The sequence below is a fragment of the Terrimonas pollutisoli genome (assembly GCF_029360765.1).
Lineage (GTDB): Bacteria > Bacteroidota > Bacteroidia > Chitinophagales > Chitinophagaceae > Terrimonas_B > Terrimonas_B pollutisoli.
Map to the genome: position 1 here is coordinate 140908 of NZ_JARKNA010000003.1, position 12422 is coordinate 153329.

Sequence of the window (12422 nt, forward strand, 5' to 3'; positions counted from 1 at the left end):
ATATTTTCTTCTTATGCACGCTGTGTATTTTTTATTTTTGATAAAGCTATAAGAATAAAAAAGATATGGATAAAAGCACAGAAAGAACTGAAAAGGCATTTGAACTGTTTGATGCTTATAATAAACAGGATCCGAATATTATAACATGGGATGGTATTGCATATCCTGCTGAATACTTTTATGCAATCCAATTGTATGGATGGGTAAAAAAGCTGGCGCCACAGGCCGGCGAGGATTTGCTGCTGGCATCAAGATGTCAGCATATTGGAAGGTGGAAAATTCCGAGAAATCAATACCCTTCAGGAAAAGCGGGTTATTACAAATGGCGGAACGACCTTGCGAAATTCCATGCGGATACAGCCGGAAGATTATTGTCGGAGGCCGGCTACCCTGAAGAAGAAATAAATGCAGTACAGCACATTCTGCTTAAAGAAGACCTTCGGACGGATGAAGTAGTGCAGGTAATGGAAAATGCGTTGTGTTTGGTATTTCTTCAGTTTCAATACGAAGATTTTATTACAAAGCATGATGACCAGATGGTGATCAGAATTTTACAGAAAACATGGAGAAAAATGACCGGACCAGGTAAAGATGCAGCCTTATCACTGGATTTCGGGGAGAAAGGAAAAGCGTTGCTGACGATGGCTCTTGGTGATAATGCCGCCGGACCGAACAATTCCCCATAAAAAAAGTGATGGTAGCAATCTTTGACCAAATTGGATACAGGTTTCTTCTGTACAGAAATCTGGGAGTTATGGTATCAATAATATTTTTCCTGTGCTTTTACGACTTTCCATAAACTCATGAGCAGCCTTTCCATCGGATAATTTAAATTTTACAGGTTCAGAAATTTGAATGTCCTTATTCATGATCCATTTGAAAAGTTGCCCGGCACGTTTAAGCCTCTCTTCCTTTGAAGTAAGATAATCCCATAAGTCGCCACCGGTAATAGTTTTGGATGTGCCTATCAGGTAAAGCGGATTGCCCAATTTGAATTCGCCCCCTGCCATGCCAAAAAAAACTACTTGTCCTCTTACTTTTGTTACATGAAGGCTTTCTTCCATTGTATTGCCTATGCTGTCAAACACGGCATCTACACCCAATGGATAAAGTGCAAGTACTTTTTCTTTCCAGTTTTCATTATATAAAAAAACTGCATCGGCTCCTTTTGATAGTGTTAACTGTCTTTTGCTTTCAGAAGAAACAAGGCCAATCACCTTGGCTCCAAGTGTTTTGCAGATCTGGATCATTATCTGGCCCACACCTCCGGCAGCCGCATGTATGACCACTATTTCTCCAGCCTTTGTCTGATGACAGTCTGTCGTTAAAAAATGTGCCGATAAACCCTGCAATAAAACAGCCGCGGCTGTTTCAAAATCAATGGCATCAGGTAAAGGAATAGCATGTGATGCCGGTACTGCTACCAGCTCTGCATTGGCAAATGGTACATCGGCAAATCCAATTCTGTCGCCAATCTTAATCTCTTTGTGATTATTATTGTCAACAACGATGCCGGCGCCTTCGTATCCATTTATATAAGGTGCATTTCCTTTTAATTGGTAAACGCCACTTCTTCGCATCATATCAGCATAGTTCAGGCCGATGGCTTTCATCGCCACTAATATTTCATCCTGCTTCAAAACAGGATTATTTACTTCAGTATATTCCAATACATCTGGCTTGCCAAAGGACGAAAAGGTCAATGCTTTCATATTTATCTCTTAAAAATGATTAAAATAGAGGCGAAAAATCTCCGGCTTCAACAATCTTTTGTGAAAGCTCTGCCGCTTTTTTATAAACACTGTTGAACAGGAATGGTCCCATGCTTACCCTTTTCACACCCAATTTATTCAGTTTATCAAAGCCGGGAAGACCTGGTATGCACATGACATTAACGGGTAGCTTTGTATTGTCAACCGCTTTGGCAATATCATCTTCATTACTGATGCAAGGCAGAAAAATTCCATCGGCTCCGGTTGATTCATATATTTTCAGCCGTTTCGTGGTTTCTTTCTGCTTATCCTTTACATCAAGGAGATAAGTATCGCACCGGAGATTGATAAACAGAGCCAATTTTTCGGATTGTAGTTTGCTTCTCAGGTATTCAATAGTTTTTGCGAATTCGTTTGCATCTTTTAACGTTCTTTCTGAATTATGGATGGTTGAATCTTCGATATTGATTCCCGCAACACCGAGGGCAACCAATTTCTTTAGGTTTTCCATAATTTCTTCTTTCGTTTTTCCATAGCCCATTTCCATATCAACAGTTAATGGAACCTTTACAGTCGCAAGGATCCGCTTAACGACAAAAAGATATTCGGTGAATGGCATGTTTTCTCCGTCTGCATAACCCAGGCTTGCAGCCACCGCTGCACTGGATGTGGCTATGGCCGGAAATTTATTTTCCTGGAAGACCGAGGCGCTTTTTGCATCCCAGGCGTTTGGCAGAATAAATAAATTTTCATCATGGTGCAGGGCTTTAAATACTTCAAAATTTGATGTCATGATTTTTAATTTTTACACAAAGTTGAGCTTATAGCAACAATGAAAATTGTATAAAACGGAACAGTCTGCTAATTTGGTGAAATAAGTATAGCAGATGAACTTTCAGGATTAAAGGCAGAGGGTGTGAGGCCGGTAAAGGATTTGAATTCTCTTATAAAATGAGACTGGTCAAAATAGTCGCATTCATAAGCAATGGAAGTAAGAGATAAGTTTCCGTTTGCAACGAGTTGAAGGCTGTTCTGGAAACGGTTTATTTTACTGTATAATTTTGGGGTAAGACCTGTGTATTGTAAAAATATTTTTTGAAGATAACGGGATGAAACGCCATATCGTGATGCCACATTCCCGATATTATTAAAGAAGTCTTCACGTTTCAGTTCCTTCATTACGTTGTTTACCAAAATAATTTTGTCCAGTTTTTTTTCAAGAAGCGAAAGCCGGTTCAGTAAAAATTCTTCAACGAGTTTAATGCGTTCATGCATGGATGTTATATCCAGCAATCTTGAATGAAGGGTATGCACCTGTTTGCCTGCTACATCCATGAGGTCTGTAACCTGGTTATTCAACAGGCTGACATCTGTATTTAAGAAAGTAGAAGCCGTATGCGGATAAAATCTTATGCCAAGCATAGTGTTTTTCCCAAGCGACCGGAAGGTTAATGGCTGGATGATCTGTCCCCATAATTCAATGTGGGGAGTAGTCTTAAAATCACCGCCTGAAGCCGTTTGCCACCTGCCTGTTCCCAGGTTGAACATGATCTCCATACAACCGGTGGCAAAAGCCTTATCCTCAAATACCGCACTGGAATCCGATTCAAAAATGTAATAGCATTTAACATATTGCTTTAATGCATCACCCGGTATAAATTCTTTGTATGCCATTACCTTTTTTTATTAAGTACGTAGGTAAAGACAAAAATATAGAATTTCAAAAACAGCGATTGTATAAATCGGAACTGTTGTGTAAGCCAGGAGACAAATTTTGCTGGCGGATTGAGGAAGATCCCGGCAGGACGAAAAATGTGGCTGGTAGGACGCAGCATTCAGCAAATGGCGGATTATTTTTTCGTAATACGGCGAGACCCCGCCACGGCTATGCGGTGAGGCATCCCTTATGAATAGGAGAAGGCGATCTTCATTTTTATGGAAGACTAACCAGGCCAAAAAAATTATTCTTCTTTAAAAAGAAATTCCTGCTCGTCGCTTTTGTGTAATTCAATGATTCCTGTCCATAAAATGGACCCGTGAACATGTAGCCCCTTCTCAACTGCCGTTGATTTAATGTGTTGATAGACCTCATGCGAAGTCGGAAATGTTTTTTGCTTGAATAAAACAAAGTCAGCATTATAAGATTGGCCGCCCGAAGTGTATGTAAAGTTTACGAGGAAAGTCCGCATAAGGAATGTTATTTAAGAATGAAGATAAAATAATTTCTTCCGTATGCATAACGGATTCTTTATTTATACCGCGATGTTATTTCTTTCCCCAACCACCAATCTGTGGTTCACTCCGGGTGAAGAGTAAAAGATCACTCCATGGTTATTGTTAGAAGGTGTAGAACTTTAGGTTGGCCGTTTGGCGATACTTTGACATGCCTGTCTGCAGATAGCTAATCCTTACCCAAATTTTTATCCATGTTCATTATAATAATATTGTACCTGTTTTTCTATTATTTCTTTCGAATAAGCAGACTCCGTTTACTTTCTTTTTCTTAAAAAAAAGAAAGTAACAAAGAAAATTCAAGGCCAATTCTATGCGGTACATTTCCTTATGTGAAAAGTTCCTCTGCAGAATTGGCCGATGAGAACAACATGAAAATTGAAAAATCTACAGAAACAAGACTCCGTTGCGTCCCATGAGCAGCCGCTTGAGGCGCTGTGTTTTTCGCTTGCAGGCTTTTGAAATTTGGTGGCCGGCAGACCGGCGAAAAACAAGGCGCTGGAATATTTCCTATACCGGCCTATTAAAACGAAAAAAATATCGGAGAGATTTGGGTAAGGGTTAGCTGCAGATAGGCAGGCTCAGTATACCAACTTCGACGTTCGGCTATTATTTTTTGGAAGACCAACAGGGGAGGAGGATTTATTCAAAAGCCCAATGTACCAATAGCAGTTTTATAATTTCCTTTTTCAATATTGTTATTCAGTTGATTAAAGATTATAATTTTATTTTGGCGTTCAAATCCGCTTTGATCCTGCTCTGTCAAAGCTTTGTCAATTATTGATGTTGTTTCTGCCCATGGAGAGAAACTGCCCTATGCGGTAAGCCACGCCTGCAAAGGAGAACCGGAATATCAGATGCAGATGGATGCGGATGATGAAGACTCACCGGATCTTGAAAAATAAAAAAGGGGTGCTGCGGTTGTGAACCACTGTACCCCCCTAAAACCACCAGCCAACCTATTTCTTTAGCACCGGCACCCTTACCTCCACTTTGATCTCTTCTGCTATGCCGCCACCTGGCGGGCCTACTTTATAATCGTTGCGGTTGATGATAAAGCTGGATGAAAAAAATCCTTTATCGTCGCCATTTTTTGCAAATGAAAAAGGAATGTTGACCTCCTTTTTGATACCATGCAGTTCCATAGTTCCTGTTACAATATAAGTTGTACCTGCCGTATCTATTTTTGAAGAAGTGAATTTTATTTCCGGGTATTTTGCCACATCAAACCATTCATGGCTTCTGACATCTTCGGTTTGCAGATCGATGCCGGTATTGACCGAAGCAGCATCAATCAATAGATTAAAATAGGAAGCCTGTAGTTTAGTTTCATCAAAGACAATTGTTGCATTGAATTTTTCAAAAACACCCGTTACGTCTTTGCTGGAAAAGCGGATGCTATAATCTTTGTCAACCTTCCATGGGGTGATGCCTAAAAAGGCAAACACTATCCCCGATAAGGATAGTGCTGCCATCACTAATGCTATTCTTTTCATCTTCACACTTTTTATTCTTTGCTGAATTCGAGATCAGCTATGATGTTTATTTCATCGCTTAGCATGGGAGCGGGAAAACCGGAGCCTACCCCAAAGTCGGAACGTTTGATCTTACCGGTTACTTTAAATCCGCTCATTTCTTTTTTCGTCATCGGATGTGTAGCGGTTCCGTTCAGCACCGCATTTAATGTAACCGGTTTGGTAACGCCATGCAGCGTCAGATCGCCTGTTACGATATAATTTTTGCCAGCACCTTTTTTAAATGAGTTGCTTTTAAAGCTAAATTTTGGATATTTTTCTGCATCAAAGAAGTCAGCTTTTTTTAAATGATCGTCTCTCATAGTTATGCCGGTGCTGATGCTGCTAACGTCGCCGCTCAGCTCTACTACTGCATCGGAGAAATCAGGTTTTGTTGTACTGATCTTTGTTTCAAAAGCACCGAAACTTCCGTTTATATCGGCAATGCCGAGATGATTAACGGTAAAACCCAATCTTGAATGGGCGCCGTCAACGGACCAGGTAATATTGTTTACAACGGTAAATGAAACAAGAAGCAGAAATGCTGCTGCAACAGAGAGAAAAATAATTTTTTTCATCAGGTGTGTGTTTTGTTTGTTTTAATTAATTATTGTTGAAATAAGCTGTTTTTAAAAATTCTTTAAGTGAAGAGGGTTTTCTTCCGAGTAATGTTTCAAGATCATTGCTGGCAGCATTGAATTCATCCTGTTTGAAAGCTTCAGCAAAGCCCCCCATGAAACCAATATATTCCTGCGGCACGCCAGCCTGTGCTAATGCTTCTTTGTATTGCAGAGGATCTGCATCTATATAAGGAATAGTTTTTCCAGCCAGTTCAGAAAGTGTGGTTGCTATATCTGCAAATGAATAAGCTGTTGATGATGCAATGGGATATATTTTGTTCTCATGACCGGAAGTGCTTAATACAACTGCAGCTGCTTCTGCCATATCGAGTCGCGAAGCAAAAGGTATTTTACCATTTCCTGCAGGAATGAACACACCCGTCTCTGTTACTTTTGGCCCAAGAAACATCGGAAGCATATCGGCATATATTGAATTACGAAGGATAGTATAAGGGATGCCTGATTTTTTTATGGCTGCTTCAGTATCGAGATGGCTTTGCACTACAAAAGGAATAGACGATGGTTTATCTTCCCTGCCATGGAAGCTTGTATAAAGTATATGTTTAACACCTGCCTCTTTAGCCGCATTCACTGCATTGATATGTTGTTGAGAACGATCATTGAAATCGCCGGAAGAGACAAGCAAAAGTTTTTCAACTCCTTTAAATGCCTGTGCCAGTGATGCATAATCATGGTAATTGCCTTTGCGCAGTATGACACCTTTTTCTTCCAGGTCTGCAGCTTTCGCTTCATCTCTTACAAGTGCGATGATCTTATTCGCCCTGATGCCTTTTTGTAATAAAAAGTTGATCACGGCTTTTCCTAAATGCCCGGTGGCTCCTGTTACGAGAATCATTCTTGTAGTTTTTATGTGTGTAATAATATTGGACACACAAAATTACCTACCTTCGCTATACATCAGTAACTACTATACTCAAGTATAGCGCTATACTCTGGTATAGCATCAAAAACGAACAAAATGCGAACAACAAAAACTGAAATGCCGAAATGCTCTACGGAGTTTGCTAAAGCGGTAAATGATACGCTTGATTTTTTCAGCGGTAAGTGGAAGTTGCCCATCCTGGGCTGCCTGTTTGAGGGCAAAAAAAGATTTAAAGAAATAGAACGTACAGTTGTGGGTATATCACCACGCATGCTTTCAAAAGAGCTGCGGGACCTGGAAATGAATCATATGATTACCCGGACAGTGTACAATACCATTCCTGCTACGGTGGAATATGAGATCACTGAATATGGAAAATCGCTGGAAAAAGTTTTACTCGCTATGTATGAGTGGGGCACTGCCCACCGGAGAAAGATAATGGGGAAAAGTAAAAGAACAGGCCGCGATGGACATATTAGCAATAAGACTGTTTATCGATCATGATGTATTTAACCATTCGGGTTCATTGAACCTGGAAGGGAGAAGGGGGCGAAAAATATCGTTACCAAGGGCTGTAGCCGTAGCTCTTTTTCTAATCGGGAGATCTTTAAAAAGGGGAGCTATTATTTCGGATGAAAAAAATAATTTTCTTTTATACAAGTATCCGTCGCAGGTATCTAAAATGAGCCCGTTGTTGAAGGTCATTCATTTAACTAAAGAGGAGCCAAGATCGTTATATTCCTTTTACAGGAAGAATCTGCACATGATCAAGAAGTGAGACATCGCCAGTGAAAGAAAATGGGAGAGTCAGGAAAGAAGGAAGAAAATAGCCAGGACTTCCAAAGAGGTTCTCATTTGATTCAGGCATTAATAGCATTCATTGTATTTCGCATCTTTTCACTTTGTAAAAGAACAATGGCAAATACAACAATCCATAACATATAAGCTCCCATATTGATCCGCTCCCAAATGCCGATATAAGGTGTCGGTTTACCCGCTTCAATTCCGGAACTTTCCATCGTAGTCAATATGCCAAATACGATAAAGACAACAACGGTTGCTATGGAGTAGTTGCGAAATTGTTTTCCAAACGCCGCTGCTCCAAACCCGATCATTAGTAACATTAAAATAAGATGAACGAAGGCCCAAACAAGGTGCAATGTATCCGTAAGCGTCCCTCCGCCGGCTGCGATTACTTCACGCTGATGCATCGGCGGCCAGAATAATCCGAAGACAGCATCGAAAACAACTACAACTGCGACAACACGGAGTTTTTTGTTGTCGCCTGCTGATACCCAAACACCCCAGCCAAAAGCAATTAAAAGCAGCGTGTAAAATATGCAAAGTACAACCCATAGTGTTCTTGTAGGAGTGTCTATCGCTGAGAGTTCACTCACTGTTTGCGATGCGATACTATAACCTGCATACTGCGCTGGTGTAACAATGTTTATTACGACATACCACAGGGAGGAGAAGATGCCGCAAATGAGTAAAAATTTTTGCAACAGTTTTGGCGTGTATAATGGCTTCCCGGTTTCTACTACAATCGGCTTCATCATTTTTTTTTGCAACCAGAAGTTCGGACTGTGACTGTAAAAGGAAAATGACGGCCATCAAAATAAAACCTGATTCTCATCAAAATAAATAGTTCGGACAGAGATGGATAAAAAATGCAGAACTTCAGGTGCTGTCATCATGTTTCTGCTGCCATGGTGCGTCTGCAGGCTCCAACCAAGCATTGAAGCATCGGGGCTTTTTTTGCGGAGGCCGGGTATTAAAACTGCTGTATATTAACCAGCTCCTGTAATGGTTTTCAGGATAAGAAATAGAAAGCTACGAGGCCAGGACCCCGCAGCTTCTGGCGAAAAACAAGGCGCTGGATATTTCCTATATCCGGGTTATTAGAGCGAAAACATTAAGGGAGAGATTTTGGTAAGGATAAGCTGCCAACAGGCAGGCTCAGTACACCAAGCCGGCGTTAAATATGTCCGGGGCTTTGGCATCGCAATTTGCGATACTTTATCTTTAACCGGCTTTCATTTTCCAGGCACAACCCTGGCGACGGAATTATTTATATTGCCGGACATAACTATCTTATTATGACAAAAAGCAGGCTTGAAGCTTTCAGCGATGGCGTACTTGCTATCATTATCACCATCATGGTGCTTGAAATGAAAGTGCCGCATGAGGCATCCTTGCAGTCCTTGAAGCCATTGATACCGGTTTTCCTGAGCTACGTACTCAGTTTTATTTATATCGGCATTTATTGGAACAATCACCACAACATGCTGCATGCGGCAAAGCATATTAACGGATCCGTGATGTGGGCCAATATGCACCTGCTTTTCTGGCTCTCCTTGTTTCCATTTGTCACCGGGTGGATGGGTGAAAATAATTTTGCCACTTTTCCGGTAGTCATATACGGCGTGGTGGCCGCCATGGCGGGCATTGCTTATTACCTGCTGGCACATTGCCTGGCTGATTTGCATGGGAAAGATTCTTCGTTGGCTATTGCATTGGGCAAAGACTGGAAAGGCATTTTGTCTGTTGTGATGTATGTTGCCGGCGCCGGGCTTAGCTTTTTATCTCCGTGGTTTGGAGTTTTGCTGTATGCGTTAGTTGCAGCCGCCTGGTTTATACCTGATAAAAGAATGGAAAAGGCGAGTAAATCACAGTAGGGCATCGTGCTTTGAATAGACAACGAGGTGAATTAAAATATACCACTTGTCAGGCATAAGCTGCAATTCAAATAAATTAACTCACTACAGATATCATTATCAGTGATTTTTGAGTTACGAAATTGTTAGTAGTGTAACTTTTTTTTGCATCAAACGTAAATCGTAGAACCAACTACCGGAATAATGAGAACCAGCTTTACATTATGGCTAGCATTGTTGCTTGTTTCCTTCAGCAGCACAGCCCAAAAAAAAGTAATAAGAGAACTTGAAGCAAAACGCACTTACGGTATTGTAAAAATCGATGGTTTACTAAATGATAGTGCCTGGCGGGATGCCGCTATTATGAAAGATATGGTAGAGTTCAGGCCAAAGATCGGTGCATTGGAAGATCCTGCTAACAAAACCATTGCCTGGCTCATGTACAGCGATGAAGGGATTTATTTCGGCGGCTTTTGCCATGAAAGAACGAAAGACAGCATCGCTACAGAGTTAACCGGCACCCGTGATGGTTTTGGTGCGAATGATTATGTAGGAATAATTATTGACACCTATAACGATAAGTTGAACGGATTTGAATATTTTGTTACACCCTTAGGTGAACAATGGGATTCAAAAATGAATCCGCCCAGCCCAAATACCGACATGGAAGATTTTAGCTGGAATGCCGTATGGCAAAGCGGGGCTGTTATCACAGACAGTGGCTGGAGTTTTGAAATGTTCATTCCTTTTTCTGCCATCCGGTTCGGCAAAAAAGAAGTGCAGGATTGGGGTCTTAATATTACCCGCCGCAGAAGAAAAACTGAACAACAAAACACCTGGAACCCAATTGATCCCAATGTAAATGGGTTTCTTACCCAGGAAGGAATCTGGAAAAATATTTCCAATATTAAGCCTCCCCTGCGTTTGCAGTTCTCTCCTTATTTTTCTGTTTATGCCAATCATTTTCCGGGCAACCAACCGGGACAAAAAAACTGGACAAGCCAGGTAAATGGCGGGCTCGACGTTAAGTATGGCATTAACCAGGCTATTACATTAGATGCTACATTGATACCGGATTTCGGACAGGTACAAAGCGATAACCAGGTGCTTAACCTTACCCCATTTGAAGTAAAGTTTAACGAGTACAGGAACTTCTTTACAGAAGGTACTGAACTGTTCAGTAAAGGCAATCTTTTTTATTCAAGACGTATTGGCGGATCCCCTATTCGTTTATACGATGTGTACAATAAAACAGACAGCAACGAAACCGTTGTCAAAAATCCTACGGAATCAAAACTGATCAATGCAACAAAGATTTCCGGCAGAATGCAGAATGGACTGGGAATAGGTATTTTAAATGCGATAACAAAAGAGCAGTATGCCACTATTGAAAATACTGTTACAAAAGAAAAAAGAAAAATACTTACCGATCCGCTTACCAACTACAATGTACTGGTACTTGATCAAACACTGAAGAATAATTCGAGTGTATCACTGATCAACACCAATGTCTGGCGCAGCGGCCCTGACTATGACGCCAATGTAACGGCTGGTTTGTTTGAACTGAATAATAAAAAGAATACCTGGAACCTTGGCGGCAAACTGGCCATGAGTAACCGTTTCGGCTACCTGCCCACCGGCAATACACAAAGTGGTTTCAGCCACGAACTGCATGTAGGCAAAACAAGCGGACGTTTCAATTTTAATCTCTCGCAGGAGAGAACGGATACCCGGTATAACAGTGATGACATGGGTTATTTTACCAACAATAATTTTATTAACCACTACCTGTGGTTAGGTTATAAATGGGTTGAACCGAAAAACTGGTACAACCGTATCAACATTAACTTTAATTCAAACCTGAGTGTTCTCTCAAAGAAAATTGCACCCAGCGATGAAACCTATCAATCTGCAAGATTAAATGTGAATACAAATATTCAAAGCAAAAAATTATGGTGGATCGGAGGAAATGTGACGTACAATTTTGAACAAAACGATTTTTATGAGCCAAGAACAGAAGGGTGGTTTTTTAAACGGGGTGCAAACATTAGCGGAGGTGTATGGTTTGAAAGTAATTACAGCAAAAAATATTCATGGTTTACAGAACTTTATGCACGATCAAGCATCAATTTCTATAATTCTTTTGCCATGGATATGTGGTTAGGTCAAAATTTTCGCTTCAATAATAAATTATCACTCTCTCACCGGATCGGTTATCAACCCAGTTACAACAATATGGGTTACACCTATGTTGAAGGCAGCAGCGATATAAACTTTGCTAAACGAAAAGTAAACACCATCGAACATGTACTCAGCGCCAAATATAGTTTCAGCAACAAGATGGGCATTACGTTCCGGGCAAGACATTATTTAAGCACTGTTGATAATAAAGAATTTTATATACTGCAGCAGGATGGTAATTTACGTTTCAACCAGGGCTTCCAACCTGGTGCAAACAAAAATGTAAACTTCTTCAATATTGATATGGTATATACCTGGCAGTTTGCACCCGGAAGTTTCTTAAATATTGTTTGGAAAAATGCAACACAGCATTACAGCAACCAGGTAGAAAATGGCTATTTCAAAAACCTGGGCAATACACTCGATTCAGACAACAATAACAATCTCTCTTTAAAAGTTATTTATTTCCTGGACTACCTCAGTCTTAAGAAACATAGCAGTAAGGCTGGTAAAAAGCTGTAATCCTTTGCCGGGGTGAGAAGCTGCTGGATGCTGAACTAACTGGCCCAGGGGGCCAAATATTGTAGCCCCGGCATCATGCATTATTTCAGAGCTCCGTGGTG

Annotated in this window: 13 protein-coding genes; 5 read left to right on the forward strand and 8 right to left on the reverse strand. The window is 40.7% G+C overall.

From position 1 onward, the window contains the following. Window positions 1-65: 65 nt before the first annotated feature. On the forward strand, window positions 66-686 hold the full coding sequence (locus P2W73_RS07160) for a DUF4202 domain-containing protein (RefSeq protein WP_276501320.1): 621 nt from the start codon (window positions 66-68) through the stop codon (window positions 684-686). A 66-nt stretch (window positions 687-752) separates the two neighbouring features. Here the strand turns inward: P2W73_RS07160 and P2W73_RS07165 are convergent, their stop codons facing one another. The 3 genes from P2W73_RS07165 to P2W73_RS07175 form a co-directional block, all read right to left on the reverse strand. Further along, a complete protein-coding gene (locus P2W73_RS07165; protein ID WP_276501321.1) occupies window positions 753-1712 on the reverse strand; it encodes a quinone oxidoreductase family protein in 960 nt (319 codons plus the stop codon). A gap of 19 nt (window positions 1713-1731) precedes the next feature. Continuing rightward, complete coding sequence (locus P2W73_RS07170; RefSeq protein WP_276501322.1) at window positions 1732-2505, reverse strand: isocitrate lyase/PEP mutase family protein; 774 nt, start codon at window positions 2503-2505, stop codon at window positions 1732-1734. A gap of 68 nt (window positions 2506-2573) precedes the next feature. Continuing rightward, window positions 2574-3386, reverse strand: coding sequence for a response regulator transcription factor (locus P2W73_RS07175; RefSeq protein ID WP_276501323.1), 813 nt, complete (start codon window positions 3384-3386; stop codon window positions 2574-2576). Here P2W73_RS07175 and P2W73_RS07180 point away from each other — a divergent pair. After that, a complete protein-coding gene (locus tag P2W73_RS07180; RefSeq protein WP_276501324.1) occupies window positions 3380-3622 on the forward strand; it encodes a hypothetical protein in 243 nt (80 codons plus the stop codon). The genes P2W73_RS07175 and P2W73_RS07180 overlap by 7 nt on opposite strands. 51 nt (window positions 3623-3673) lie before the next feature. Here the strand turns inward: P2W73_RS07180 and P2W73_RS07185 are convergent, their stop codons facing one another. The 4 genes from P2W73_RS07185 to P2W73_RS07200 all read right to left on the reverse strand — a co-directional run bounded on the left by P2W73_RS07185 (window position 3674) and on the right by P2W73_RS07200 (window position 6934). Then, complete coding sequence (locus P2W73_RS07185) at window positions 3674-3901, reverse strand: hypothetical protein (RefSeq protein WP_276501325.1); 228 nt, start codon at window positions 3899-3901, stop codon at window positions 3674-3676. 1002 nt (window positions 3902-4903) lie between these two features. Then, a complete protein-coding gene (locus P2W73_RS07190; protein ID WP_276501326.1) occupies window positions 4904-5440 on the reverse strand; it encodes a YceI family protein in 537 nt (178 codons plus the stop codon). 11 nt (window positions 5441-5451) lie between these two features. Further along, complete coding sequence (locus tag P2W73_RS07195) at window positions 5452-6036, reverse strand: YceI family protein (protein ID WP_276501327.1); 585 nt, start codon at window positions 6034-6036, stop codon at window positions 5452-5454. 25 nt (window positions 6037-6061) lie between these two features. Beyond that, a complete protein-coding gene (locus tag P2W73_RS07200; RefSeq protein ID WP_276501328.1) occupies window positions 6062-6934 on the reverse strand; it encodes an SDR family oxidoreductase in 873 nt (290 codons plus the stop codon). Window positions 6935-7057: 123 nt separating this feature from the next. Between P2W73_RS07200 and P2W73_RS07205 the strand changes: the two genes are divergently transcribed. Beyond that, window positions 7058-7465: a winged helix-turn-helix transcriptional regulator gene (locus P2W73_RS07205; RefSeq protein WP_276501329.1), complete on the forward strand. Its 408-nt coding sequence runs from the start codon at window positions 7058-7060 to the stop codon at window positions 7463-7465. A 356-nt stretch (window positions 7466-7821) separates the two neighbouring features. Here P2W73_RS07205 and P2W73_RS07210 read toward each other — a convergent pair whose 3' ends face one another. Next, complete coding sequence (locus tag P2W73_RS07210; RefSeq protein WP_276501330.1) at window positions 7822-8520, reverse strand: DUF998 domain-containing protein; 699 nt, start codon at window positions 8518-8520, stop codon at window positions 7822-7824. 540 nt (window positions 8521-9060) lie between these two features. On the opposite strand from P2W73_RS07210, the gene P2W73_RS07215 reads away from it, so the two are divergent. Further along, the gene (locus P2W73_RS07215; protein WP_276501331.1) at window positions 9061-9639 is read left to right on the forward strand and encodes a TMEM175 family protein; all 579 of its coding nucleotides are present in this window, start codon (window positions 9061-9063) and stop codon (window positions 9637-9639) included. Between the two features lie 183 nt (window positions 9640-9822). Continuing rightward, entirely contained in the window at window positions 9823-12321 is a 2499-nt protein-coding gene (locus P2W73_RS07220) for a DUF5916 domain-containing protein (RefSeq protein WP_276501332.1), read from the forward strand. Window positions 12322-12422 lie beyond the last annotated feature (101 nt).

Bases quoted from the DNA above. Each gene is read 5' to 3' on its own strand.
- P2W73_RS07160 (WP_276501320.1), top strand. From the start codon at position 66: ATGGATAAAAGCACAGAAAGAACTGAAAAGGCATTTGAACTGTTTGAT.
- P2W73_RS07165 (WP_276501321.1), bottom strand. From the start codon at position 1,712: ATGAAAGCATTGACCTTTTCGTCCTTTGGCAAGCCAGATGTATTGGAA.
- P2W73_RS07170 (WP_276501322.1), bottom strand. From the start codon at position 2,505: ATGACATCAAATTTTGAAGTATTTAAAGCCCTGCACCATGATGAAAAT.
- P2W73_RS07180 (WP_276501324.1), top strand. From the start codon at position 3,380: ATGCCATTACCTTTTTTTATTAAGTACGTAGGTAAAGACAAAAATATA.
- P2W73_RS07175 (WP_276501323.1), bottom strand. From the start codon at position 3,386: ATGGCATACAAAGAATTTATACCGGGTGATGCATTAAAGCAATATGTT.
- P2W73_RS07185 (WP_276501325.1), bottom strand. From the start codon at position 3,901: ATGCGGACTTTCCTCGTAAACTTTACATACACTTCGGGCGGCCAATCT.
- P2W73_RS07190 (WP_276501326.1), bottom strand. From the start codon at position 5,440: ATGAAAAGAATAGCATTAGTGATGGCAGCACTATCCTTATCGGGGATA.
- P2W73_RS07195 (WP_276501327.1), bottom strand. From the start codon at position 6,036: ATGAAAAAAATTATTTTTCTCTCTGTTGCAGCAGCATTTCTGCTTCTT.
- P2W73_RS07200 (WP_276501328.1), bottom strand. From the start codon at position 6,934: ATGATTCTCGTAACAGGAGCCACCGGGCATTTAGGAAAAGCCGTGATC.
- P2W73_RS07205 (WP_276501329.1), top strand. From the start codon at position 7,058: ATGCGAACAACAAAAACTGAAATGCCGAAATGCTCTACGGAGTTTGCT.
- P2W73_RS07210 (WP_276501330.1), bottom strand. From the start codon at position 8,520: ATGATGAAGCCGATTGTAGTAGAAACCGGGAAGCCATTATACACGCCA.
- P2W73_RS07215 (WP_276501331.1), top strand. From the start codon at position 9,061: ATGACAAAAAGCAGGCTTGAAGCTTTCAGCGATGGCGTACTTGCTATC.
- P2W73_RS07220 (WP_276501332.1), top strand. From the start codon at position 9,823: ATGAGAACCAGCTTTACATTATGGCTAGCATTGTTGCTTGTTTCCTTC.